General features: G+C 57.9%; 21 protein-coding genes. 14 read left to right on the forward strand and 7 right to left on the reverse strand.

Features of this window, described 5'->3' with window-relative positions; genetic code table 11:
• Positions 1-105 precede the first annotated feature (105 nt).
• Both KORM41_RS13185 and aceB read right to left on the reverse strand, forming a co-directional pair.
• Positions 106-339 (reverse strand): hypothetical protein, encoded by a 234-nt coding sequence (locus tag KORM41_RS13185; RefSeq protein ID WP_068148795.1) that lies wholly within the window; start codon positions 337-339, stop codon positions 106-108.
• Positions 340-479: 140 nt separating this feature from the next.
• Complete coding sequence (gene aceB / locus KORM41_RS13190) at positions 480-2,126, reverse strand: malate synthase A (RefSeq protein WP_068148799.1); 1,647 nt, start codon at positions 2,124-2,126, stop codon at positions 480-482.
• Positions 2,127-2,306: 180 nt separating this feature from the next.
• Between aceB and KORM41_RS13195 the strand changes: the two genes are divergently transcribed.
• The 8 genes from KORM41_RS13195 to KORM41_RS13230 all read left to right on the forward strand — a co-directional run bounded on the left by KORM41_RS13195 (position 2,307) and on the right by KORM41_RS13230 (position 13,303).
• Positions 2,307-3,743, forward strand: a complete 1,437-nt coding sequence (locus tag KORM41_RS13195; protein ID WP_068148802.1) for a helix-turn-helix domain-containing protein — start codon at positions 2,307-2,309, stop codon at positions 3,741-3,743.
• A 52-nt stretch (positions 3,744-3,795) separates the two neighbouring features.
• Positions 3,796-4,272: a hypothetical protein gene (locus KORM41_RS13200; protein WP_156431983.1), complete on the forward strand. Its 477-nt coding sequence runs from the start codon at positions 3,796-3,798 to the stop codon at positions 4,270-4,272.
• Between the two features lie 216 nt (positions 4,273-4,488).
• The gene (locus KORM41_RS13205; RefSeq protein ID WP_068148808.1) at positions 4,489-4,854 is read left to right on the forward strand and encodes a DUF4870 family protein; all 366 of its coding nucleotides are present in this window, start codon (positions 4,489-4,491) and stop codon (positions 4,852-4,854) included.
• 212 nt (positions 4,855-5,066) lie between these two features.
• Positions 5,067-6,461, forward strand: coding sequence for an L-serine ammonia-lyase (locus tag KORM41_RS13210; protein ID WP_068148811.1), 1,395 nt, complete (start codon positions 5,067-5,069; stop codon positions 6,459-6,461).
• 40 nt (positions 6,462-6,501) lie between these two features.
• On the forward strand, positions 6,502-8,184 hold the full coding sequence (locus tag KORM41_RS13215; RefSeq protein WP_068148815.1) for an AMP-binding protein: 1,683 nt from the start codon (positions 6,502-6,504) through the stop codon (positions 8,182-8,184).
• Between the two features lie 121 nt (positions 8,185-8,305).
• Positions 8,306-10,459 carry a calcium-binding protein gene (locus KORM41_RS13220; RefSeq protein WP_068148818.1) on the forward strand — a complete coding sequence of 718 codons (2,154 nt, stop codon included), beginning with the start codon at positions 8,306-8,308 and terminating at the stop codon, positions 10,457-10,459.
• Between the two features lie 38 nt (positions 10,460-10,497).
• On the forward strand, positions 10,498-12,852 hold the full coding sequence (locus KORM41_RS13225; protein ID WP_068148821.1) for a calcium-binding protein: 2,355 nt from the start codon (positions 10,498-10,500) through the stop codon (positions 12,850-12,852).
• Positions 12,853-12,922: 70 nt separating this feature from the next.
• Complete coding sequence (locus KORM41_RS13230) at positions 12,923-13,303, forward strand: MGMT family protein (protein ID WP_082719922.1); 381 nt, start codon at positions 12,923-12,925, stop codon at positions 13,301-13,303.
• Positions 13,304-13,374: 71 nt separating this feature from the next.
• Here the strand turns inward: KORM41_RS13230 and KORM41_RS13235 are convergent, their stop codons facing one another.
• The 4 genes from KORM41_RS13235 to KORM41_RS13250 form a co-directional block, all read right to left on the reverse strand.
• On the reverse strand, positions 13,375-15,486 hold the full coding sequence (locus tag KORM41_RS13235; RefSeq protein ID WP_068148824.1) for a TonB-dependent receptor: 2,112 nt from the start codon (positions 15,484-15,486) through the stop codon (positions 13,375-13,377).
• A gap of 59 nt (positions 15,487-15,545) precedes the next feature.
• Positions 15,546-15,938, reverse strand: coding sequence for a DUF2946 family protein (locus KORM41_RS13240; protein WP_068148827.1), 393 nt, complete (start codon positions 15,936-15,938; stop codon positions 15,546-15,548).
• A gap of 108 nt (positions 15,939-16,046) precedes the next feature.
• The gene (locus KORM41_RS13245) at positions 16,047-19,250 is read right to left on the reverse strand and encodes an efflux RND transporter permease subunit (RefSeq protein ID WP_082719923.1); all 3,204 of its coding nucleotides are present in this window, start codon (positions 19,248-19,250) and stop codon (positions 16,047-16,049) included.
• Positions 19,247-20,428, reverse strand: a complete 1,182-nt coding sequence (locus KORM41_RS13250; protein WP_068148830.1) for an efflux RND transporter periplasmic adaptor subunit — start codon at positions 20,426-20,428, stop codon at positions 19,247-19,249. The genes KORM41_RS13245 and KORM41_RS13250 overlap by 4 nt, the downstream gene beginning before the upstream one ends.
• A gap of 299 nt (positions 20,429-20,727) precedes the next feature.
• On the opposite strand from KORM41_RS13250, the gene KORM41_RS13255 reads away from it, so the two are divergent.
• The 4 genes from KORM41_RS13255 to KORM41_RS13270 all read left to right on the forward strand — a co-directional run bounded on the left by KORM41_RS13255 (position 20,728) and on the right by KORM41_RS13270 (position 23,775).
• Positions 20,728-21,048, forward strand: coding sequence for a 2Fe-2S iron-sulfur cluster-binding protein (locus tag KORM41_RS13255; protein ID WP_068148834.1), 321 nt, complete (start codon positions 20,728-20,730; stop codon positions 21,046-21,048).
• A gap of 54 nt (positions 21,049-21,102) precedes the next feature.
• A complete protein-coding gene (locus KORM41_RS13260; protein ID WP_068148838.1) occupies positions 21,103-22,485 on the forward strand; it encodes a leucyl aminopeptidase family protein in 1,383 nt (460 codons plus the stop codon).
• Positions 22,486-22,580: 95 nt separating this feature from the next.
• On the forward strand, positions 22,581-22,922 hold the full coding sequence (locus KORM41_RS13265; RefSeq protein ID WP_068149142.1) for a MarR family transcriptional regulator: 342 nt from the start codon (positions 22,581-22,583) through the stop codon (positions 22,920-22,922).
• On the forward strand, positions 22,915-23,775 hold the full coding sequence (locus KORM41_RS13270; protein ID WP_068148844.1) for a C40 family peptidase: 861 nt from the start codon (positions 22,915-22,917) through the stop codon (positions 23,773-23,775). Before KORM41_RS13265 ends, KORM41_RS13270 begins: the two co-directional genes overlap by 8 nt.
• 61 nt (positions 23,776-23,836) lie before the next feature.
• On the opposite strand, the gene KORM41_RS13275 is transcribed toward KORM41_RS13270, so the two are convergent.
• Positions 23,837-24,421 carry a c-type cytochrome gene (locus KORM41_RS13275; protein ID WP_068148847.1) on the reverse strand — a complete coding sequence of 195 codons (585 nt, stop codon included), beginning with the start codon at positions 24,419-24,421 and terminating at the stop codon, positions 23,837-23,839.
• A gap of 320 nt (positions 24,422-24,741) precedes the next feature.
• On the opposite strand from KORM41_RS13275, the gene KORM41_RS13280 reads away from it, so the two are divergent.
• Both KORM41_RS13280 and KORM41_RS13285 read left to right on the forward strand, forming a co-directional pair.
• Positions 24,742-25,605, forward strand: coding sequence for a prephenate dehydratase (locus KORM41_RS13280; RefSeq protein WP_068148851.1), 864 nt, complete (start codon positions 24,742-24,744; stop codon positions 25,603-25,605).
• Between the two features lie 79 nt (positions 25,606-25,684).
• The gene (locus KORM41_RS13285; protein WP_082719925.1) at positions 25,685-26,515 is read left to right on the forward strand and encodes a substrate-binding periplasmic protein; all 831 of its coding nucleotides are present in this window, start codon (positions 25,685-25,687) and stop codon (positions 26,513-26,515) included.
• The last annotated feature ends 31 nt before the right edge of the window (positions 26,516-26,546 follow it).

Genomic DNA, 26,546 nt, shown 5'->3' on the forward strand with positions numbered 1-26,546 from the left:
CGAGTCCACAGCACCCTTTCGCCAAACATAGATTCGCCGATCAAGTCGGCGAATGACGATTAGGCGTTACCCATCTTCTAATAATAACGCTCCGGCTCGAGGCGCTTAGAACGGCAGGCTCCAGACCTCAGACAGGATCCGGACGTACAATTTCGTCTGTCTCAGCCAAGCCTGGATGAAGTCCAAAGCCAACAAGGCAACCCAACCGGCGAGCGCCCAGGGACCCCAGCTTACGCCGCTGCCTGTAATCACGGCGAACACAATAGCGACCAACACCCACGTAATCAGACCACCAACGATACTACCAGTATCTTCAATTTCGCTTTCTTGCTCTGACATAATCCCTCCCGCACGTTTAACATCTATATAAGTGCGTTTCTGAATGCCGCAATAGTCGGCCAATCCCAATAAAAAGGGCCGGCCCCAAGCGGGACCGGCCAAGAAACACCTGCGGATAAGGCAGATGTGAGGGACAAACTTTACTCAGCAGCCTTGACCACAATCGTCTCGGCGCTTGGTTGCGTAATCATTTCATAGGCCGGGGCCGTCAGGAACTCTGCGAGCTCCTCCTTGAAAACAAGGTCGAGGAACAGCCGACCGGCCTCAGCAAGTCGTCCGTCCTCGAAGTTGGCAGGGCCTAAAGTCTCTCTCAGCTTCACCATCTCGTCTGCATAGAGATCGTGAACCAATTCTTTGGTAACGGGGCGCCCGTCATCCAGCTGTGCCTTCAGTTTCAGCTGTTGCCAGATCTGTGTGCGGCTGATCTCGGCTGTGGCGGCATCTTCCATCAGGTTATACAAGGGCACCGCGCCGCGGCCGGTAAGCCACGCGCCCAGATACTGGATGCCAACGCGGATGTTTTCGCGCACGCCTTCTTCCGTGATCGTGCCGCTGTGTGGCGCGAGCAACTGTTCCCGGCCTATCTCGATATCAAGGCGGGTGCGGTGAAGCTGGTTCGCCTGCGGCATAAGCCGGTCGAAAACATCCTTCGCCACGGGCACCAGCGCCGGGTGCGCCACCCAGGTGCCGTCATGACCGAAGCTGGCCTCGCGGTCTTTGTCGGCGCGGACTTTCTCGAATGCGGCAGCGTTCAAAGCCTCATCCCCCTTGACGGGGATTTGAGCGGCCATGCCACCCATGGCGTGAGCCCCTCGCCGGTGGCAGGTTTTGATAAGTAAAAGCGAGTAGGCTTTCAGGAAGGCCTCACCCATCGTCACCTGCGACCGGTCCGGCAAGAGGTATTCGGCATGTTTGCCGATCCTCTTGATATAGCTGAAGATATAATCCCAGCGGCCACAATTTAGGCCGACAATATGATCCTTCAAGGCGTAGAGGATTTCATCCATCTCAAAAGCGGCTGGCAGCGTCTCAATAAGGACGGTCGCCTTGATCGTGCCGTGCTCAAGCCCCAGGACTTCTTCAGTATAGGTGAACACGTCATCCCACAGCTTGGCCTCAAGGTGGCTTTCCATCTTCGGCAGATAAAAATAGGGGCCGGTGCCACGCGCAAGAAGCGCCTTGGCGTTGTGGAACATATAAAGACCGAAATCGAACAGACTGGCGGAGATAGGCTGGCCACGCAGTTCGGCATGCGCCTCTGTCATGTGAAGGCCGCGCGGGCGAACCTTCAGCGTCGCCGTTTTTTCATCCATGCGATATCGCTTACCGGATTTCGGGTCCGTATATTCAAGCGTGCTTTGAGCATAATCCATCAGGTTGATCTGGCCATCGATCATATTCTCCCAAGTTGGGGAGGATGCATCTTCAAAGTCGGTCATGAAAACATTGGCGCCGGAATTGAAGGCGTTGATCATCATCTTGCGGTCAACCGGGCCGGTGATTTCCACGCGGCGGTCCTTAAGCTCCTCGGGCGTGCCCAGGATCTTCCAGTCGCTCTCGCGAATATCTTTTGTCTCGGCCAAGAAATCCGGCAGCTCGCCAGCGTCGAACCTTTTCTGGCGTTCCGCACGCGCTTCAATAAGCTCCCTGCGGCGCTCGCCGAAGCGTTCTTCCAAGTCAGCGACGAACGCCAGCGCGTCACCAGTGAGGACGCGGGCATACAGGTCCTTCATGGGCGCGATGATATCGAGCGATGGCTCATCTGTGCGTTCAACTGCTGCTGACATTTCAAATCCTCTCAACGGTTGTCGGTCGCCCTTTTAGGCAACTTTCTTGCGTCCAGCAGCTTTCATATTTCATTTTATTTCAATATTTCAAACAACAATTGATACAAAAAGTGTTCGAATGTATGTATATGTAAATGTCAAAATGTTGATTTGTAAATTTTGTAAACAGTGGAATGCGCCATGGCAGAGAACGCCACCAAGAAGATTTTCGCTGGCCCCCGCATCCGCCGCCTGAGGCGGGAACGCGGCCTGAGCCAGGGCCAGATGGCAGCTGAGCTGGGCTTTTCGACCAGCTATCTTAACCTGGTGGAACGCAATCAACGTCCTGTTTCCGCGCAGTTTTTGCTGCGCCTGGCAGAAGTGTATGACGTGGAGCTGACAGCTTTCGCCGGCACAGATGAAGCCCGCGCCTTCGCCGACCTTTCCGAGATCCTCGCGGACCCGATGTTCAAGGGCATTGGCCTGTCGCGCGGGGAAATGCAGGACATGGCGGACGCCGCCCCCAAAGCTGTGGAGGCCTTTACACTAATTTACAAATCATTCCAGCAGGCCCGACAGAATGCGACGGAGCTTTCAAGCCAGGTGGTGGAGCGCGAGGGCGCGACGCCGGAATCCATCTTCCCTGTTGATGAAGTGCGCGACTTTATCCACGACCGGAAGAACTATTTCCCGGAGCTTGATGAGGCAGCCGAGACCATGCACGAAGAGCTGGGCCTGGAGCGCGACGACGCCTTCATGGTGCTGACCGGGCGGCTGGACGAAGAGCACGGCATTCGCGTGCGCATCATGCCCCATGAGGTGATGCCCGAAACGCTGAGGCATTTTGACTTCCACCGCCGCCAGCTTCTGATTTCCGAAATGCTGGACCAAAGCGCGCGCATCTTCCAACTTGCGTTCCAATTGGCGATGCTGGAGTTCAAGCCGATGATCCAGCGGATCGGCGATACCCACACATGGCAGACGGAAGAGGCCCGGCGATTGGTGCGCATATCGCTCGCCAACTATTTCGCAGGCGCCCTCCTGATGCCCTACACGCGGTTCCTTTCTGACGCCAAGACGCTCAAGTATGATATTGAACATCTGGGCCACCGCTACAACACCAGCTTCGAACAGGTCTGCCACCGGTTGACAACCCTGCAGCGACCGGGCGAACGGGGCGTGCCCTTCTTCTTCATCCGGGTGGACAAGGCAGGGAATGTCTCCAAGCGCTTCTCAGCCGGGCGCTTCCACTTCTCGCGCTTTGGCGGTACTTGCCCCTTGTGGAACGTACATGACACTTTCGCCTACCCCGGTCGGATCGCCACCCAAATCATCCAGATGCCGGATGAGACCACCTATTTTTCGGTCGCGCGCACGGTTAGGCGCGTGGGTGCAATCTATGGCCAGGTGGATCAGCAGCTCGCGATCGGCCTTGGTTGCGATATCGCCTATGCGCGGGAGCTGATTTACGCCAAGGGCCGCGACTTGGAAAACCTGGACGCCACGCCGGTGGGCCCCAACTGCCGCCTGTGCGAACGCCCCGCCTGCCCGCAGCGCGCAAACCCGCCGCTGACCAAAGCGCTGGTGCTCGATGAACGCTCCCGCGGCATCTCCGCCTACCGCTTTGCCCAAGAGTGACCTGAAGTTTTTCTAGGTAGAAATCCACCATCCAGTGCCGATATGAAACTGCATGCACCGGCCCAAAGATGAAAGCCCGTTTTTGCCCTCTGCTCCGCCAACACCCAAGGCGCTGAGAGAACGCAACACTGTTCTCGTTCGGTATTTCTGCGCCACCTTGGGGCTGGGATTGAACCTGATGGTTCCACAAGTCGGCCTGTTGATCCTGATTGGCGCGTGCGCCAGCGCCTATATTCCGCCCTTGCCGGAAACAGGGACTTGGAGGAGCCATATGCGCAACCTGCGGCGCACCTGCATACTGGCAATATCCATGCTGTCGTTTTGGAGCTTGTATATCTTTCTATTCGACGCAGGCATTCTTTGGCCCAACATGGATCGCAACGCTGGCGACGAGAACCTCTTCTATTACCTGATTGTGATCTGGGGCATTTATGCCTGCCAGTTCTGGCTCGGCATTCGACTATTACGCGGCGTCTGGCATGCGAGCCGAAATCGAGCGCACCCAAGATATGCAGAGCCTGCCCCTTAGCCCCGCTGAGCTCTCCCCTTTTTCCCGCCTGAAGTTTTTATAGCTGCACGAGGGCGCGGTTCCCGCCATGATGGTTTGCAATATGGAAAAGCCGGCATAATGTCATAATTCCGTAACGTCAATTGGCGGAAAAAGTGCGACCTAATGCTGCATTGCGCTTGCCGCTATAGGTGCATTATGCAATTATAAAGACTGACCGACAGAATGGAGACGGATATGACAGACACTGCTTCCCCGCACCGGTTGCGCCACGACACTGATCGGCGCTCTGTCGTCCTTGTCTATATCCTGTATCTGATTGGGCTTGCGACCGGTGGTCTTGCCTCTGTCGCGGGCGTGATCATCGCCCACACCAAAAGCCACCATGTCGGCGGCATATATCGAAGCCATCTGGATTTTCAGATCCGCACCTTCTGGCTGGGCCTTGTGATCGGGCTGATTGGCGTGCTTTTGACTGTTGTTCTTGTCGGCTTCCTGATCCTTGCAGGCCTCTTTGTCTGGATGCTGGTCAGGAGCATCAAGGGGCTGATGGCCGCCAACGATGGCCAGCCCATCGATAACCCGCAAACCCTGCTGTGGTAGAAGGCACTTCCTGCCGACAGAACGATTATTTCAAAGCGTTGAAATAAAATTACAAACAACCGACCCTTGGAAAAGCTGGACTTTTTCAAGGCGTGTAATTTTATTGCGCGTGTCGCTTTTTAGCAAAATCCCATTGCAAGCCGCTTCGACTATGCGTAGCGTGTGGCCGATTTTATACAATTTCGCCACCGGATAACTGTGAGCACCGCGTTATGAGCATCAGCGTTCTTGATCTTTTCAATATCGGCATCGGCCCTTCCTCCAGCCACACGGTTGGACCGATGAAGGCCGCCACAGAGTTCGTCGAGGAACTGGAAAGCGCCGGCAAGCTGAAAGACGTCACGCGCCTCGCCGTAAAGCTTTATGGCTCCCTTGGTGCCACCGGGCGCGGTCACGGGTCTGACACCGCAGTGATGCTGGGACTGATGGGCGAATGCCCGCGCGGCGTGGACGTGGAAGCCATCCCGGCTATGGTTGAGGCTGTCCGCAAATATAGCAAGATCAAGCTGATGGGCCATCACACCATCGATTTCCATGAAGACGACGACCTGCAGTTGCTGCCACGCGAACAGCTGGAGTTTCATCCCAACGGCATGGAGTTCTGGGCCTATGACAAAGATAGCAACGAGCTGAACCGGTCGATCTATTATTCCATCGGTGGCGGCTTCATTGTCCATGAAAAGGAAGCCGAAAAAGACAAGTTCGTCGAGGACAAGATCAAACAGCCCTACCCATTCAAGACAGCGGAAGAACTGCTGGCACATTGCGAGCGCACCGGCAAACCCATCAGCGCCATCATGATGGCGAATGAGAAGGTCCTCAGGTCGAGCCAGCAAATCAGGGCGGAACTGCTGGAAATCTGGTCCGTAATGCAGGAATGCGTTGAGCGTGGCTGCTCAAGGGGCGGTGACATGCCGGGCCTCAAGATCAAACGCCGCGCCCAAAAGCTTTATGACCAGCTCAAGTCCCGTCCCGAAAGCGCGCTGACAGACCCGCTGACGATCCTGGACTGGGTGAACCTTTATGCGCTCGCAGTGAATGAGGAAAACGCTGTGGGCGGGCGAGTGGTGACCGCGCCCACAAACGGCGCCGCCGGCATCGTGCCTGCCGTGCTGCACTATTATATGCGCTTCATCCCACATGCCAACGAAGAGGGCGTGATCAAATTCCTGCTGACAGCCGGGGCCGTGGGCCTTTTGTTCAAAATGAATGCGTCTATTTCGGGCGCGGAAGTGGGCTGCCAGGGTGAAGTGGGCAGCGCCTGCTCCATGGCCGCAGCGGGCCTCACCGAAGTGCTGGGCGGTACGCCAAGCCAGGTGGAGAATGCCGCGGAAATCGGCATGGAACACAACCTGGGCCTGACGTGCGACCCGATCGGCGGGCTGGTGCAGGTGCCCTGCATTGAGCGCAACGCCATGGCAGCCATCAAGGCCATCAACGCGGCACGGCTGGCGATGCGCGGCGACGGCACCCATTTCGTGACGCTGGATAAAGTAATTCGCACCATGCGCATAACAGGGCGTGACATGCAGTCCAAATATAAGGAAACTGCAGAAGGCGGTCTGGCGGTCACAGTACCAATCGCCGCCAACGTGGTAGACTGTTAAGCCGGGCGGGCCTCTGCCTCCCGGTATTGGGGGAGGACATATGGAAAGTCACGTTATCGGGCCTACAGACGAGCCGCTGCTGGAAAAAACCATCGGCGATATGTTTGCGGAAACTGCAGCCCGCTTCCCGGACAATGAATTCGTTGTATTTGCGGAAGACGGTATCCGCCTGACTTACGAAGAATTCCTGCATGACGTGGAAGCCTTCGCCGCCGGTTTCCTGGCGCTTGGGCTTGAGCCGGGCGACCGGGTGGGCGTGTGGGCGCCGAACCGCGTCGAATGGGTGCTGACCCAGTTCGCCACCGCGAAAGTCGGGCTTATCCAGGTGAACATCAACCCGGCCTACCGGACCCATGAGCTTGAATTTGCGCTTAACAAGGTCGGCTGCAAGGCACTGGTGCTGGCCGACCGGTTCAAAACGTCCGACTATGAAGCCATGCTGATAGAACTGGCGCCCGAACTGGCCACAAGCCCCCACGGCAAGCTGAGCTCCGAGCGCCTGCCCCACCTTCGCGCCGCCATCACCATGGGCGAAGAGGCGCCCGCAGGCTTCTTCCAGTTCGCCGATATCGTCGAGCTGGCGGAAGAAGACCATTACGCGCGCATGTATGAAATCGCGCGGTCTCTTGGGCCCCATGATGATATCAACATCCAGTTCACCAGTGGCACCACGGGAAGCCCCAAGGGCGCCACGCTGAGCCACTATAATATCCTCAACAACGCAAAGTTCGTCGGCGCAGCGATGAATCTCTCAAGCGAGGACCGGTTGTGTGTGCCCATCCCGCTTTATCACTGTTTCGGCATGGTGATGTCTGTGCTGGCCTGCGCCCTTGTCGGCGCCACGCTGGTGTTCCCGGCCGAAGCGTTTGAGCCCAAAAGCGTGCTGAAGGCCGTTCAGGACGAGCGCTGCACCGGGCTTCAGGGTGTGCCCACCATGTTCATCGGTGAGCTCAATGAACCTGACTTCGCGAGTTACGACCTTTCAAGCCTGCGTACCGGCACCATGGCGGGATCACCCTGCCCCGTGGAAGTGATGAAGCGGGTCATTGGCGACATGCATATGAGTGAGTGCACCATCGCATACGGCATGACGGAAACAAGCCCCGTCAGTTTCCAAACAGGGCGTGGCGACAGCCTTGAGCGCCGCACATCCACCGTCGGCCGGATCCATCCGCACGCGGAGGTGAAAATCATCGACGAGGACGGCAACACTGTTCCCCGCGGCACCCAGGGCGAACTGTGCACCCGTGGCTATCTGGTGATGCGCGGCTATTGGGACGACCCGGAGCGCACGGCGGAAGCGATCGACGCGGAAGGCTGGATGCACACCGGCGATCTGGCGGTGATCGACGCAGAGGGTTACTGCAAAATCACAGGCCGGGTGAAAGACATGGTGATCCGGGGCGGGGAGAACATCTACCCCCGCGAGGTAGAGGAATTCCTATACACCCACCCGGACATCCGTGACGCCCAGGTGTTCGGCATTCCGGACGAGAAGTTCGGCGAGGAACTGTGCGCCTGGGTGCAACTCAAGGACGGGGCGGCACTGGATGCAGACAGCCTGAAAGCCTTCTGCAAAGACCAGATCGCCCACTATAAAATCCCACGCCATATACGCTTCGTGGACGACTATCCCATGACGGTCACCGGCAAGATCCAGAAATTTAAAATGCGTGAAGCCATGATGGATGAGCTTGGCCTTAAGGAAATCGAGACAGCGTAAAGCAGGGTAAGGCCGCACTATGCCGATGAACCACCTGCATTTATGAGACATGTAAGTTGACTAACCCACCCTACCATGCAATTTGCAGAGCTTGTGTAATTTTCACGCAATGGGGGCCATGATGATCCAAGCAACCGGACGGACAAAGCCTGAGGCGATGACCTCAAACAGAGAAGTGCGACAGGAAGCAGAAGAAGAGAGTTTTCTGCCAACAAAATCTGGAGACCCCATCACCGTTAATGAAACCGACGGGAACATTTACGGTGGATCAAAAATCACAGCTTTGGAAAGCGGAAACGCTGTTGTCATTTGGACCATAGACGGCGACAGCTTCGGACAAATTGTTTCCGCCGACGGGGAACCGATTGGCAGCAATTTTGAACTCCCTTCCCATGAAAGCATTGCCGCCCTCAGCTCCGGTGGGTTTGTAATCGCCTGGGGGGAGGATGGCGCTATCTATACCCAGACCTTCGACAATGAAGGGGCTGCGGTAAGTGCAATAGAAACCGTTACCAACCACTCGCACTCCAGTGCTGCAACGGTTCACGCCCTGTCTGACGGAGGCTTCCTCGTCGGCTGGACCAGTAACGTCTATTATATTGGCCTGGGCAATACGCTTGGCAGCATGGGCCGCATCTACAACCAATATGCACAAGTCCAATCGAACGAGATTCAGCTCAGTGCGTTTACTGATGGCTATCACACGGCCCCCGAAATAGCCCCTAGTGCAGATGGGGGATTTGCCGTTGTCTATTCCGCCGACGAAAGCGGCGCCGACGAAAAGGACGTCTTCCTGCGCTTTTTTGACTCAAACGGGAATGTTATCGAGATCGATAGCGAACTGTCGGACAACCGCATCCGCGTCAATTCGGTGACAGAGGGCGAACAATTTGATCCAGATATTGCCTTGCTGAACGATGGGTTATACGTCGTTACCTGGACTACGGACCAAAGCGAACTCGGCTACAATAACACCGACGTCATGGGCAGAATAATCAGCTCGGACGGGTCCTTTGTCAGCGATCCGTTTGTACTGAATACCGAACTGAACAATAACCAGTCAGATACAAGCGTTTATGCTTTAGGCGACGGCGGCTTTATCGCCGGCTGGTCTGGGTTTTACTGGAGAGGGCAGCGCTTCGATTCCGAGGGCAACAAGCTGGGCGAGGAAATCCTTGGCAGTAACGACAATCTGGCGATTTTCGATGGCAGATACCTGTCGAACTGGAGCCATGAGGGCATCCATGTTCAAGCCTATGACTTTGTTTTCCAAACGGTTCAAATGTCCGGATCCGACGCTGACGACCGCCTGACCGGCACAACCGGGGCTGATGTCATTCTAGCCGACAGTGGTAACGATACCGTCAGCGGTGGTGCTGGCGCAGATTCCATTCTGGGCGGCGACGGTGCTGATGTCCTGCGCGGAAATGCTGGCGGCGACACCATCAATGGCGGAGACGGCAATGACGTTATCTGGGCAGGTGCCGGCGATAATGGGCATGACCGCTTCTGGGGCGGAAACGGCGCTGATACCATTGGCGGCGGAGCAGGCAGCGACCTGATCGTAGGCGAAGCCGGCCCCGACGTGTTGTTTGGCGGAACCGGATATGACACGCTGGTCGGCGGAGAGTGGGACGGCAGCGCTGGCTTTGCCGATACTTCCTCAAATTCCATCTGGGCGGGTGAAGGCAACGATGTCGTATACGGGGCATCTGCCGCGGACCAACTGGGCGGCGGTGACGGTGACGACTATATCGCAGGCGCGGGCGGCAATGACATCATTTATGCCGGGCGAACAGGTGATGACACCCTGGATGGCGGCGCAGGCGACGACATCATTTTCGGTGGCAGGGACGATGATGTTGTCCGCGGTGGCGATGGCGATGATGAACTTTATGGCGGTCGGCTGCATGATGTTGTGGAAGGTGGCGCGGGCAACGATTCCATCTATGGCGGAACCGGCAATGACACCCTTACGGGCGGCGAAGGCGACGACATCATTCTTCCCGGCAATAACTCTTTGTCCGGCGCAGTTGATTACGATCTGCTGATTTTCGCCGCGGGCCACGGCAGCGATATCGTTTCAGGGTTCAGCCTTGATGAAGACCAGCTTGATCTTTCTGCGACCAGTACGGAATTCATTGACCTTGCGGCCGTACAAGCCGCAGCCACAGATACCGATGAAGGTGTCCTGATTGATACCGGCGGTGGCAACAGCATCCTGCTGACCGGCATAACCGCAGCCGATCTTATTGATCTGCAGGTTGTCCTGTAGCCATCAGATATAACACTGGACTTCTTGGGGGGAAGCGCATGACCGACATAACCATTGCGGAAGACTCGTCGACTGCCATTGATCTGAATGACGATCAGTCCGACACAATCACAATTAACGCGACCCTGTCGAATTATATTGATGCCGGCGGCGGTGAGCGTGACACGCTGACCAACAACGGCATAATCGACTATCAAAGCGATGCTGCCATCAAAAACGCCGCCTTCTACAGCGGTGCTACACTGGTGGACGTCACAAATGCCGGTACTATTTCAACTCTGACCTACCCTTCTCCAGAAGACGAGCCCGAGTGGACCCAAGGGAACGGCATACAGGTTGGGACTGGCACGCTGACCCTCACCAACCTCGCGTCTGGTGAAATCAGAAGTGGCAAACACGGTGTTTATGTAGCTGGCGATGGTACGACCGCCTCTTCCGATACCGACATTTCCAACCAGGGCCTGATCCATAGTGCCGCCCACGCCATCTTGATCTACGGTGGTACTGTCACCAATTCCGGGACCTTGGAGGCCGTTGGTGGATCGTTGGTTGGCGGCGACCCCCTTTATGCGCCTAACGGAATCTATTCCGGTTACCTGAGCACCCAAGACAGCAATGATTATCAGGCGGCGCACACTTCGATCACCAATACCGCCTCAGGTACCATTAGCGGCATGGCGACAGGTATTTACCTTGAAAATGGCGGGGGAAGTATAACGAATGCCGGATCCATTTCAGGTGGTGCCGCAGGCATTATCGTCAGGGGCAGCGATCTCTCGCTTGACCTCACCAACAGCGGCACCATTGTAACCGACGGCAGTGAAGCGGCCACATTCAGTGTTCTGGGCGCCTTTGGCATAATGGTTCATAAGGAAAGCAGCCTCAACCTTACGCTGACAGGGACCGTTTCAAGCAGCGAAACGGGCATCTACGCCGGCCAGGCCGATATTACGGTTTCAGGCAGCGGCAGAATTCTTGCCAACACGGCCACAGGCAACAGCGGCTATGCTATTGAAACGGCAGATGCGGAAGACTTCGCCGCAATTGCAAGCCGAGTTTATACCAGCAGCTATTCACCCTTGCTGCCTGATGATTTCTGGTCCTTTGCTACAAACGCCCAGGTGGAGGCCTTTGCCGTTAGGCTGGGGCTGATCGACGGCACCGATTCCAACTACGCTTTCTATTTTCACTATGAGTATGAAAAGGGTGAATCTGAATACTATCGCTCTACCGGTGAGCTTCAATCCTATGAGAACGAGTTTGGCACATTCACGCTTGAGCTTGTCAACGGCCAGTATGCCCTTCACCTGAATGGAGAATTGGTCACCGAGGTTCCAGACAATCATTCGTTTGCCGACACAATCACCAATGCCGGCTTTATCGATGGCGACATCTCGCTTGGGATGGGCGACGATACACTGACCAACACCGGCACCATTGATGGCCGGGTTTACCTGGGCGACGGCGCTGACACATTCATTGCGACCAACGGTGGCGCCAATGTATTTGGCGGCAGCGGCCATGACCATATCACAGGTAGTAGCGAGGCGGATATTTTGCGCGGCGACGGGGGTGCCGACACCATCCATGGCGGTGCAGGCAATGACCAGATATGGGCCGGCGCTGATGATATCGGCGGCGACCATTTTTTTGGTGGCGACGGCAATGATATTATAGGCGGCGGTAATGGGAATGACCTGCTGGTCGGCGGCAGTGGAGCCGATGCGCTCTTTGGCGGCAATGGCCAGGATACATTGGTTGGTGGCGATTGGAACGAAGGAACCGTCACCGCCGGTAAAAACGCCGAGCAGCTTTGGGCTGGCGGCGGCAATGACCTGATTTATGGGTCCGACGTTGCAGACCAACTGGGCGGCGGAACGGGCGACGATACCATTCACGGCAATGGCGGCGCCGACACGATATACGCTGGCAAAGCGGGTAACGATATCCTGTATGGCGGCGGAGGAAACGACCTCGTGTTCGCCGGATCGGAAAACGACCAGGTCGACGGCGGCGAGGGCAACGACGAACTGTATGGCGGGGCCGGTGACGACTCTCTCACCGGCGGTGACGGTTCAGACACGCTCTATGGCGGCGCCGATGCCGACACACTGGTTGGCGGTGCAGGGGCCGATATCCTTCGCCCTGGCGGGGGCGCAGACGTGCTGGTCTTCCAGGCGGGAAGCGAGTCAGACACGGTCGAAGGCTTTGATCTGGCAGAAGACAGACTGAATCTCGAGGCAACCTCAACTGATTTCATCAGCGTCGACGACGTTATCGCTGCGGCCACAGAAACAGCGGACGGCGTGTTGATCGACTTGGGCGGCGGCGACAGCCTCCTGCTCACAGACCTCGCACTCGCAGACCTCAATACGGTGACATTCGACCTATAGCCTGTTGCAGACTTTCGGGAATGGCGCGTATGCTGCGCGCCTCAACCCCTGTTCTCCGGATTGCCGCCCTATGACCCGCACCTATGCAAGCTTCCCCGCAATCTATGATCTGGTGCGCGAAATCCCGAAAGGCCAGGTCGCGAGCTACGGCATGGTGGCAAGCTTGCTGCCTGGCGTGACGCCGCGGATCGTGGGGTTCGCCATGGCCGCCACACCAGCCGAACAGGGCATCCCGTGGCAGCGGGTGATCAACAGCGCCGGAAAGATAAGCGAGCGCGACGGGGCGACGCGGCAGCGCGACCGGCTGGTGGCAGAAGGTATCAGCTTCAGGAAAAACGGCGCTGTGGACTGGAAAACCTGCCGCTGGCAGGGCCCATCGGAAGCCTGGCTTGATCGAAACGGCGTCGACTTCATGGATTTCCTGACCATCCAGAGCGGCTGGCCGGGCTGAAAACCGCCTGAATTTACCCACTTCAAAAAGAGCGAGGTGCCAAAAGGCACCCCGCAGAGGTGGGAACGTGCCTAGAAACGATAATCCAGGCGGAGGAAAGCGTTGGTGCCCACGCCCGGCAGGCGCGAACCAAGGGGAACATCTGAATCCGATATGCGGTTATAGCCGGCCAGATGATCCTGATAGAAACGGTCGAACAGGTTCTCCACGCCCGCAGTCAAGCTGACGCTGTCGCTCAGCCAATAGCCCGCGTAGATATCGGCAAGCGCATATCCGTCTGTCGCCACTTCGCTGTTGGTGGCAGACACCTTGTTCTGGGCAGCCACAAGGCGGGTCGCGGCGGTCACATACCAGTCACCCCCCTCATACGTCAGGGCAATGGTGCCGCGTGCCGGTGCGATGCGGTAAAGGTTATCGCTAATGTCATCGCGCTTTGCGCGGACATAGCTGAAGCTGCCGTCCAGATGCAGCCGGTCGCTGATTGTCACGCCCATATCAAGGTCAATACCGTAAAGCGTGGCGTCCACATTGCCGAAGCGAAGCGGCGTCGGGTCACCGTTCATGGCGGAAATCATCTCAACCGGCGTGTTCACAACACCCGGCGTGTCGTCATAGGCCACACCCTGGATAAAATCGTCCACCTTGCGGTAAAAGACTGTCGGGCGCGCATAGAAGCGATCACCGGCATAGTCCACGCCCAGTTCCGCGATCAGGGCTGTTTCGGCCTTAAGCGCCACATCACCCACATAGGTGTTGCCGTCAGCCAGCCCCCCGCTCGCGGGTGTCGGCAGCCAGGCATATTGTTCAACATAACCCGGCGCCCGGTTCTTGCGGGCAAGCGTGGCGCGCAGGGTTGCCTGTTCGCTCAGCGCATACCAGCCCTGGAACACGATATCCACCAGATCATGCGTCACATCCGTGTCTGCATTGGTGAAGGCCATCGCCAGCATAGCCGGCCCCATTGGCACGGCGCTGCCGACGCTCGCGCCCTCTGTTGTACTTGAATAATGGTCATAGCGCACGCCGATCTCATAGCCGCTACCGCCCTCTTCCATGCGCCATTCACCAAAGCCGCCAATGCGCTCCATCTCGATACCCTTGAAGCTTTGGAGGAAGAAATCCGCATTATTCGGGTTGGTAATCTTCAGGTCATGGGTGCTGCTTTCATAGTCACCCCCCACCTTCAGCTTGCCGCCCGCGAAATCCGTGGTGGCCATCAGGTCAGCCGTCCAGGTTTCGGCCCAGGCGAGGCTGCGGCGCTGCATCATCGGCATTGGCGCCGGGCGCGAGAGATAGTTGGTCATGGCGTGCGAGATATCGGCATACCCCACGTTGGCCTCAACATTCATCCCGTCATACTTGCCGCGATATTTGGCCTGAACGAAGTCACCGTTGAAGAATTCGATGTCCATGGCGAACGGCGGGTTGCCCGTGTCGTCCACCTTCTGGTGGCGGTAATCAAGGCCCAGTTCGTGCTTGCCGTCCTGGCTGCGCCAACCCATGCCGACACCTGCGACCGACCGCTCATGGAAAGTGTTTGTGATATCGCCGCGTCCGGACCTCAGATCATCGCCTTCCTCATAGGACGCCAGCACATGTATGCGCCATGTGTCTGTGGATGCGCCAACCACGCCGCCCAGGGCCATGCTTTCATCGGCGCTGCGCACCGTGGCGGAAAGGCTGCCGCTCAGGTCAGCGCTGCTGCTACCGGAAAAATCCACTTTCTTCAGCGTGGCGTTTACATTCCCGGCAAGACCCGGCCCTTTGGACACGGACCCCACACTGCGGGAAACCTCAAGGCTTTCCACAAGCGGCAGGGGCGCATACTGAAGCGGCGGGTCCATCAGGTTCGGGCCACCTGAGCCGAAACGCTGACCATCGATGGAAACGCCGACACGTGCGCCCATCAGGCCACGGAACTGCACCTGGCCAGAAAGCGCACCGTTATTGATCAGGGCCCCACCGGGAACGGCTGTGGCGAGCGCGGCTGCGTCGGCCTTGGCTACGCGCACCGGCTTCACCTCGCTGGTGGTCAGGGTTGTCTGGTCGCGGCGAGCACCAACAACCAGGATTTCTGTCAGGGTGTCGCTGTCTGCATTTGCGGATTCAGCGGCAGCAGGCATGGACAGCATGGTGGAAGACGCCAACGCTACAAGCGCGAGGCGTGAATGATTGAAAATCATGAATATCACTCCGAATGGCCGGTGAAAATCAATCCGGCACAACAAAAACAAAAAATGGTTTAAGTGCGGAGTGTGGTTGGCGGTCCCCTGCCTTCATAAGGCACCACCACAAGGCTGCGCGTGGGGGCAATGACAGGGGTAATGGTAACGGGATCGTTCGGCACAGCCACAAGGACGACACGGTCCAGATCAGCCGCCATGACGGCAGGCTGGCCGGTACACTGGCGACAGTCGCTGCAGTCAGCAGTATGGCTTTCGCCGCTATCCGCCTGACTTGACGCCGAGGCATCGGTTTTGTCGATGCTGCACCAGCTTAAAGGATCGGAAAGGGAAAGGCCGTCTGCGGCAGAGGCCGGCGCCATGCAACAGCCAAGCTGCAGGAAGACGTTCAGAAGCACCGCGACAAGCGCGATATCCCATGCAGCACCGTCTTTCCTGAATTTACGCAGCATCAAAGGCGTTCCCGGACGTTTCCAATTGGCCGTCCGGTACCCCATGGCCGCCGACTATTCAAGTCATTTCAATCCAAGTGGACACTTTGCCGCGCCCTTACCGAGGCATCACTTGGCCTGTTCAGGAGCCTCGCCAGAGGGGTCCAGCCCTTTCGCCATCATACGGTGCTCGTGCGAGAAGAAGCCGCGGATATCCTCAATCACCAGAATGAGCGCAGGCAGAGCGAACAGCATCACGAAGCTTGAGAAAACAAGCCCTGTCGCCAGGCTGACCGCCATCGGAATCAGGAACCGCGCCTGTGGGCTTGTTTCCGAAATAATCGGCAAAAGCCCGAGCGCCGTTGTGATGGTTGTCAGCGCGATCGGGCGGAAACGCCTGAGCGTGGCACGCACAGCAGCATCAAGCGCGGTCGCACCCGGCTCCTGCAGTTCAAGATTATAGCGGTCAATCAGCACGACAGAAGCGTTCACCACCACGCCCGCAAGCGCCACGACACCAAAAAGCGACACGAACGAAAGGTCAAACCCCAGTGTCATGTGGCCATAAATGGCTCCGGCAATCCCAAGCGGGATAGACACCAGAATGATCGCCGGCTGGATATAGCTTTTGAGCTGGGTAGCCACCAGCGCATAGATGATGATCACTGCCAGCATGAAGCCCCGGAAGAGCGACGCGAAGTCTTCGCTCTGTTCGCGCGAGCCGCCTTCAAGCTGCCAGCGAAGGCCCGGGTGCTTTTCCATCAGCCCAGGCAGGATTTCAGCCTGAATCATATCATTGACCACATTGGGCGTTGTGATGGCTTCATCCACATCGGCTGTTACCGTGAGCACCCGGCGGCCGTTCACCCGCTCAATCGAGGTGGGGCTGCGGCCTTCACCAATATCCGCCACAAGCGCCAGCGGCACACCGCTTCCGTCCGGCAACCGGATACGGACATCCTGCAAATTCTCAAGGCTGTGGCGCATTTCTGCCGGGTACCGCACATAAACCTTCACTTCCTCGCGCCCGCGCTGGATGCGCTGTACTTCCTCACCGAAATAGGCCTGCCTGAGCTGGCGCGCGAGGTCTGTCGGTTTGACACCGGACGCGAGCCCAAGGTCCGTCAGGGTAAATTCGAACTGGCGCTTGCCAAGATCAAGCCCGGCGTCAATCTGGCTGACACCGCCAATGAGCGCCAGCTGGTCTGCAAGGTCACCAGCCGCGGCTTCAAGTTCGTGTTGGTCGTCGTGCGCGAGCTCATAGCCCACATCGACGCTTTGCGGCCCGATGGTGGAAGCAAAAGAAAGCGTTTCGGCACCGGGAATTTGGCCCACCGCCTGTTCCCAGCGTCGCCCAATTTCGCGAGCGCTATAGCTACGGGCATCGGTCGGCACCAGTTCAACAGACATCTGCCCCAAATGGCTGGCTGTCAGCGCGCTTGAAAAGCTGCCAGGCCCCGTGGCCTGGTTATAGCGCGCGCCTATGGTCACGGACGTGGCGTTGATCACCGTCTCGCCCGATTCGGCTTTGATCTCTGCCGCCACTTTATCAAGTGCCGCCTGCAGCTGATCCATCGCGCCCACGGTGGCTTCAAACGGTGCGCCGTTCGGCAGCGCCAGTCTGGCAGAGATTTCCGTACCCTCGATGTTGGGGAAGAAGACAACCCGCACAATGCCCGCGCCCACCAGTGAAAATCCGACCATCATCAGCGAGATGGTCGCCGCAACGGTTACGTAGCGGTACTGGCTTGCGCGCACGATCAAGCGCTGCAAGGGGCCGATGGCGAAGGCATCAAGCCCCCGCGCCACCTTCTGCTGGATGGTGCGAAGAAGGCCCTTAGACCAGCGGTTCTCGTGCCGGAGGTGCATCGGCAGAATGAAGAAGGCTTCAATCAAAGACACTGCCAGGATCGCGATCACCGCCACGGGTATGGGCCGCGTAATCTTGGCGAAGGTCCCTGTCTGGAACAAAAGCGGCGCGAAGGCCGCCATGGTGGTGAGCACGCCCACAAGTACCGGCGCATAGATATTTTTCACACCCTCAAAGGCGGCGCGGCTTTCATGGAAACCGTGCTGTTGTTCGGCATAGATATTTTCGCCCACCACGATGGCGTCATCCACCACGATACCGATCACGACGATAAGCGCGAACAGCGTCACCATATTGAGCGTGATACCGATACTGCCGAAAATCAGGAAGCCGCCAAGGAAGCTGATGGGGATGCCCATCGCCACCCAGAAAGCCAGCTTGAAATCAAGGGTGGCCACAAGAAGCAGGAAAACAAGCGCAAAGCCAAGAAGCGCGTTGCTCGTCAGCAAGCTGATCCGGTCCGCGAGGATTTCCGTCTGATCCCGGAACACCAGCACCTCAAGGCCTTCCTCAAGCGGAACGGTATCCACATAGGAGACCACCTTTTCCTTCACATCCAGGATATCAGCGCTTTCGTTTCTCAGGACATCAAGAAAGATCGCGGGTGAACCGTTATATTCATTGATCAGCGGCTCATCGGCGAAGCCGTCGGTCACGGTGGCGATGTCGCTCAGGCGCACAATGTCACCGGAACTGGATGAGCGGATCATGATGCGTTCGAATTCGTCGCCCACCCGCGCCTTGGCATCCGTGCGCAAGAGGACTTCCCCATCACCCGATTTGATGGCTCCGCCAGAGAGTTCAATCGAGGAATTGCGGATCGCGTCTGCCACTTCCTTGAAGGTGAGGTCATATTTCCTGAGCGTATCTTCCGAAAGCTCGATAGAGATTTCCTTGGCGCGCGCACCCCGGATCGTGATGGCGGAAACGGCATCAAGCGCCAGCAGGTCCCGTTCCAGAAGCTCAGCTGTCGCGCGCATCTCTCTTTCACCAACCTGGCCCACCAGCACCAGCGTCAGCACGTTCGACAGCGACTGGGTCACGGTAACAATGGGTTGTTCGGCATTGCCGGGCGGGAAATCCACAAGGCTGTCGATCGCCGCCTCAACCTCATCCTTCACCCGGTAGGCATCGACAAAATCTTCAAGTTCCAGCGTCAGCGCGCCGCGGTTCTCGTAAGCATAGGAGCGCACACGTTCCACGCCGTTCACGCCCAGAACCGCTTCTTCGATCCGCCGGGTGATGCTGTCTTCCACTTCCAGAGGCGTCGCACCGGGATACTGCACAGCCACGGAAATGGTGCCAACATCAACGGTCGGGAACACCTCGGACCGCATGGTCACAGCCGTCATCAATCCGCCGATGATAAGGAACACCATCAAAAGGTTGGTCATCACCGGGTTTTCAAGGAACCGGGCGACAAGCCCAAGAATACCTGAAGCCTCGATGCGCTTTTCGCTCATGACGCATCCCCTGCAGTCGCCTCGGCACGGATAGACTTGCGGATGGTCACAGCGCGCGACACGAAGCTGGTGGGCACTTCAGAAATTACGACACCATCGGCGACATCGAAGGCACGGACATACACATGATCATTGTCCATATCGACGATATCGACCGGCGTGTCCTCAAGCTTCCCATCCTTCACGCGCCAAACGCTGTTCGCTGTCGCCAGCGCGCTGATCGGCAAGGTGTAGATATTGGCCTGCTCATGGCCTGAAAGCTCAACGGTTGCGAAGGTACCGGGTACCAGGCTGCTGCTCGCGGGCAGCGCGATGATCACGTCCTGAAGGCGGGTGCGGCTGTCCAGCACCCCGCCAAGTTGGGTAACGGGCGCAGGGATAACCGCGCCGGCACCAAACTCGTCCCGGATATGCGCCACGTCACCCACTTCAAGCGCCAGTCGCGAAAGGTCCTTTGGCGCGATCCCTGCCGTGATGCGCAGACTGTCTGTGGCATAAAGGCTGCCATAGCTGATACCAGTGTTCACCAGTTGGCCACGCTCGACGCTGCTGGCCACAATCCGCGCCGGGTAACCAACGCTGAAGCGCGTGCGCGCCAAGTTCAGCTCCGCTCTCGCGGCTGCCGCTTTCGCAGCCTTCAGACGCGCTTCAAGCGCCCGCACCTGGGGTTCCTTGGCCACCAGTGCTGGCGCCGGCTTGTCAGGGAACACGCGCTTCCAGTCGCGGATGAAGTTTTCCGCGTTCGCGCGAGCCTGCAACAGATCAGACTCAGCGGCTGCGACTTCGGCCTCGGCTTGCTCAAGCGCCAGTTCATAATCGCGCCGTTCAATTTCAAACAGCACCTCACCCGCACCAACAAGCGCGCCGGGTTCCAGTTGCTTATTCACGCTGACCACGCGGCCGCTCACCTGGGGGCTGATCGCCACACCTGCACGCGCTGAGACTTCACCCGTGATCTCCAGCTTTGGCGTATGAGCGGTAGGCCGCGGCTGGAACACATCCACCACCAGGGCAGACTGGCTTGCCGAATATCCGGGGCCATTATCACCTGTGATGCGGATAATCTTTGTGATGGCAACCGTGCCCACCACAACGGCGACAACCAGGGCGACCTGGATAAGGCCAGCCGCCTTTTCGCTGCCCTTGGCAACATGGAAAGCCTCAACTACCCGCTTCATAAAAACCTCTCTGACGTGCCCGGCACAAATATGCCGCATCGGAATCGAATTATTAGACGCCCCCGTCCATCAATTGTGGGATACCACACCAAGCACGCCAAGCCGTCAAGCGAAAGGATTGTCGCAGCACCGGCTTCCCGGGATGATACGCATCAAATTTACGTGTCCTGCGTATGTGCAGATCACCAGCTTGAGATCATGGCTTTTATCCGGGCGGGAAAATGCTATATGAAAGCGAACGCTTTCCCTAGGCTCCACGCGCAGCCCCGGGAAAAACCGGAACAATATAGGAAGATCTGATGGTAAAAGTTTCTGTGACCAACCTGGCCGGCCAAACCCGCGATATCGAGGCCGAAGAAGGCCTGTCGCTGATGGAAAACATCCGCAACAATGATTTCGACGATCTGGCCGCTATCTGCGGCGGCTGCTGCAGCTGCTGCACCTGCCACGTCTATGTGGACGGCGAGAACTTCGGCCAACTGCCTGCCATGGAAGATGACGAGCATTATCTTCTGGAAGACAGCGAGCATTATAAAGAAGGCGCGTCCCGCCTGTCCTGCCAGATTGAAGTTGATGGCTCGATGGACGGCCTGAAAGTCACCATCGCCCCAGAAGCCTAAGTTTCAGAAGCTTAAGATAAAGAAGCTTAAGCGCCCCAAAGGAAACACACTGCCATGACCACCGCATTCCTGACGACCGACACGTCCAAGCCTGCCACGCCGCTCCGCCTTGTGCGCGCGGATGACTGGCAATCCGGCCTTTCAAAAGACCAGTTGGCCTGGGCTGAAAAGGTTGAGTTTGAAGGCGAGGCCAACACCTGTGTGTTGTTACCCGGTGAAGGCGGCGGTTTGGCGCTTGCGGGTGTGGCAGACGGCGCCGTGACTGTATGGTCGCTTGCAACCGCTGCTATAACCCTTCCGAAAGGGGCATACCGGCTTGAAGACCTGGGCGCGGCAGACGCCCAAACAGTGGCGCTGGGCTGGACGCTGGCGCAGTATCGGTTCGATCGCTACCTGACCGAAAAACCCGAAGGTGGGCGCGTGCTTGTGCTGCCTGAAGGCACCGATGCAGCGACTGTGGCCAAAGAGGCCGAAGCCGTGTGCCTGGCGCGCGATCTGGTGAACACCCCAACGGAAGACATGGGGCCTGCCCACCTGCAGGATGTGGCAGAGGCGCTGGCGGAAGAATTTGGCGGCACCTGCTCTACCATCGTGGGCGAAGACCTGCTGGATGAGAACTTCCCAGCCATTCACGCCGTCGGGCGTGCAGCGGGCATGGGCCGTGAGCCGCGCCTGATTGACCTCCAGTGGGGCGATAAAGGCCCGAAGGTCACCCTTGTGGGCAAGGGCGTGTGCTTCGACACCGGCGGGCTCGACCTGAAGCCCGCGGCCGGCATGCTCCTCATGAAGAAAGACATGGGCGGGGCTGCCCATGTGCTGGCGCTCGCGCGGCTGATCATGTCCATGGACACAAAAGTGCAGCTACGCGTGCTCATTCCGGCGGTTGAAAACGCCGTGGACGGCAATGCCTTCCGTCCCGGCGACGTACTTTCTACCCGCAAGGGCATTTCGGTTGAAGTGGGCAACACTGACGCTGAAGGCCGCCTGGTGCTGTGTGACGCGCTGGCACTCGCGTGCGAGGACAAGCCCGACCTTCTGGTCGATTTCGCCACTCTCACCGGGGCGGCGCGTGTGGCGCTTGGGCCAGACCTGCCGGCCACCTATGCCAACAATGAAACCCTCTGGGCCGCCATCGACCGCGCCGCAAGCACACTGACCGACCCTGTCTGGCGTATGCCCCTTTGGGCACCCTATGACGAAACACTGAGAAGCGACGTGGCCGACATGAGCAATATCTCCGACGGCGGCGGATTCGCGGGCTCCATCACGGCGGCGCTCTACCTGCAGCGCTTCGTTGAAGAAGGCACGCCCTGGGTGCATCTGGATGTTTTCGCCTGGGTACCAAAACCCAAGCCTGGCCGCCCGAAAGGCGGCGACGCACAAGCCGTCCGAGCCATGCACACAGCGATGAAAGACTTCTTGTCGCTTGACGGATAAGCAAAAATCGGGTCACCTTAGGGGCTGAAGTTCTGTGTCACCTTTGATCATTCCGGCTGAGGAACGAGCCTGTGACCGAAAAAACAAATCCCCGGATGCTGAAAATTTGGCACACCGCCAATCTTGATGTCGTGCGCGCCGACGTCCCTGACCTGACGCTCAGGCAGATGACGCTGCTGTTGACGGTCTATATGACCAAAGACCCGCATACCGTCCGGGGGCTTGCTGCCAAAATGAATGTGACCAAGCCGGTTATCACCCGGGCGCTTGATACATTAGGGCAGCTTGGGTTCCTGAAACGCAAGCGCGATGAAAAAGACCGCCGCAATGTGCTGGTGCAGCGCACCGTCAAGGGCGCCGTGTATCTGAGCGAACTATCCGACCGCATTGTCGCCGCCGAGAAACAGGTGGACGACGGAGAAGGCGGCTATGAGTGACCTGCTGCATGGCTTTGGCCTGCCGCCGCTCTATGACCCCAACGACCTCCTGAAAAGCAGCAAGAGCCTCCTTGGGGGCAGCATTATCGACGGACTTGGCGCCCGACCGATTGCGGCCGTCAAGGCAGAGCCTGATCAAGGCGCTGAAACCGTAAATGAGCTACTGTACAGCGAGCCAGTGCAGATCCTGGCGGAAGTGCCTGGCTGGTGGTTTATCGTTAACCTGATCGACGGCTATATGGGCTGGGTACCAGATAGTGCCGTCGACGAATTCGATGTTCTGCCAAGTCACCGAATATCGGCGCCCCTGTCGCACGTGTACCGCGAGCCGGACCTGAAATCCGCGCCTGAGGTTGTGCTTCCCATGGGGGCATTCGTCAGCCTGCCGGGGGTATCGGAAAACGGTTTTTCGGAGCTGCATGTGGGCGGCTGGATTTTCAATAAGCACGTCACCCCTGTGGGCCACGGCAAGGCCGACCCCGTGGATACCGCTGAAAGCTTCATCGGCTCGCCGTACCTGTGGGGTGGGCGGTCCAAGCTGGGTATCGACTGTAGCGGACTGGTGCAGACAGCACTTGCCGCCGCCGGATACCGCGTGCACCGCGACAGCGGCGCGCAATATGCAAGCCTCGGGCGCGCACTTGAGGTGGGAGAGACACCCGCGCGCGGGGACCTGGCTTTCTTCCCCGGGCACGTGGGCTTCATGATCGACGGCGTGCATCTGCTGCATGCCAACGCCACCCACATGATGGTCACCATCGATCCGCTTGAGGACGTGAAGGGCTGGGTCGCAAAGGAAATGGCGGACAAGGGCCGCACCGGGCCCGCCTTCCTGGGCTTCAGAAGGCTTTAAAATCAAAAACGGCGACCCAGATGGATCGCCGCTCTTAGAAATCTGTTCAGCTGAAGCTGGCTTATTCGCCAGCTGTTTCTGCTGCTTCCATGGCTTCACCCGCAGCTTCTTCAGCCGCTTCAACAGCTGGCAGCTCCAGTGGGCTGTCAGAGAAGCTGTTCAGGTACGCCATCAGGTCAGCGCGCTGGTCTTCCTTGCGGATACCGGCGAAGGACATGCTGGTGCCTGCGAAAGTGTTTTTCGGGCTCATGAGCCACGCATCCATCTGTTCCCAAGTCCAGGTACCTTCCTGACCGGAAAGAGCGCTGGAATAGCCGAAGCCCGCATGACCACCGATCTGACGGCCCATCACACCATAAAGGTTCGGACCAGTGCGGTCGCCTTCGCCTTTGCCAATCGTGTGGCAGGCTTTACATTTAGCGAACTGACGCTCGCCTTTGCCAGCGTCTGCAACAGCCAGCAGCTCAGCCAGCGATGGACCTTCTTCAACAACAGCGTCGGTTGCTTCCTCAGACGCCACTTCGATGGTGTAGGCTGGTTTGGTTTCTTCTTCGTGGAACACGGTTTCGGAAACAGTCGTGATCACCATGATCAGCAGTGCCGCAGAAAGGACAGCTGCAAAGACTTTGTTTGATTCTAATGACACAGGCTCTTCTCCTTGCAGGCGAGCAAGCTTAAATTCTCTCCCAGCCAGTCCATTACCCCTGACAGATAGATGACCGGCTAATTCGCGCGCGACAATAGCCGCTGATGGGCATCTTATTCAAGTCGTCATTTGCACGATTTTGCCAGCTTAGGCCAAAAAATCGCGTTTTTTGGCACCTTTTTCGTGCGACAAAGCGGCGCACCACCTGAATCAGCCGCAGGAATCAGGCCTTTGCGCCGTTCCTGCATTGACTCGCGCAAACCAGCTTGGCACTAATCTCAACCGCACACTTTTATTCAGCCAAGAAAGAAATCTCCGTTATGGCAAGCCAAAGAGCACAGGACACAGACAACCTGATCGCCTTCCAGGGCGAACTTGGGGCCTATTCCCATATGGCGTGCCAGGCGAAATTTCCGACCATGGAGCCCTTATCGACACCAAGTTTCGAGGATGCCCTGGCCGCCGTGCAGCAGGGGCGCGCGCGCCTTGCCATGATCCCGATTGAGAATTCTACCGCCGGACGGGTGGCTGATATCCATATCCTGCTGCCTGGCAGTGGCCTCTATATCATCGGCGAGCATTTCGAGACCATCCGGCACTGTCTGTTGGGTGTCAAAGGCACGGATGCGTCCATGCTGAAGACCGTGAAAAGCCACGTCCAGGCGCTTGGGCAATGCCGCAAGAACCTCCGCGCGCTTGGGCTGGAGCGCCTGCCCTTTGCCGACACGGCCGGGTCGGCAAAGCATGTGGCGGAACTGGGCGACGAAAGCGTCGGCGCCATCGCCAGCGAACTGGCGGCCGAGGTTTACGGCCTTGAGATCATTCAGAAAAACTTCCAGGACGAAGGCCACAACACCACCCGGTTTGTGGTGCTCTCGCGTGAGCCGCTTTCGGCCGAAGAGCTGTCCGGCCCGGTGATGACCAGCTTCACCTTCGAAGTGCGGAACATCCCGGCGGCACTTTATAAGGCACTGGGCGGCTTCGCCACCAACAGTGTCAATATGACCAAGCTGGAAAGCTATTACGAATCGGACAGCTTCACTGCGACCGAATTTTATGCAGACATCGAAGGCCATGAAGGCATGGAAAATGTCCACCGCGCGATGGAGGAGCTCAGGTTCCACACCAAGCGCGTGAATGTGCTTGGCACCTATGAGCAGGAACGCCGACGCGGGCTGACCTGATCCTGTTTCCATAGTTTCATTTGCCCCGGCACCGACTATCCATTACGCTTGGCGTGAGCTGAGATTGGTTGGGTGAACCGTGCGGATAAAGTCTCTACAGACCGTTGTGGCCCTATTGGTGCTGATAGGAATTGCATCACCGATATCGCATGCGCAGGACCAGGCCAGCGCAAAGCCTCTCAGCTTCTGCTATCAAGACATTGAGCTGTACCCGAATTACACCGGCGCGTCCGAAGCGGTGCCTGAAAAAGACCCGGGCATCCTTGTGGAACTGGTGCAGCTGGTCGCCGCAGACGCAGGCCTTGATGTCACCTTTGCCCGATACCCATGGAAGCGATGCCTGGCACTGATGAAGCTTGGAAGGATCGATAGCGTGATCGCCTCTTTCCGCCCGGAACGGCAGGAATCCATGGTTTATCCCATGCTGGACGGCAAGCCGGACAACCGCCGCATGATCGTGCTGAACGGGTATTATCTTTATCAGAAACGCGGGAAACCACCCTATTGGGACGGGCGCCAGATTCTGGAACCAAATATCGTGATCGGCGCACCGCTTGGTTATTCAATCACCGCTGCGTTGAAAGACCAAGGCCTGAACATTGTTGAGGCAGGCACTACCGAAGGGCTTATGCATATGCTTGCCTATGACCGCCTGCAGGCTGTCGCCGCACCCGGCGCTGCGGCAGACACCCTTTTGCGCCAGAACGCATCCGACTATGGCGGCATCATCAAGGTCTCTGATCCCCTGAAGGTCAATCACTATTTCATTGCCTTCAGCCACCAGTTTTTTGACAAGAACCCAAGCGCGGCAGATCAGCTGTGGCAAGCAAGCCCCATGGTTCATGCCACCCACTTCGAACGCCTGCAAACCAAATATGCCCTGCCGACGGGCGCGGCCGCCAATCCATAAATTTGGCCGCTCCAGCACCCCATAAAGGAAC

Source organism: Kordiimonas lipolytica (genome assembly GCF_001550065.1).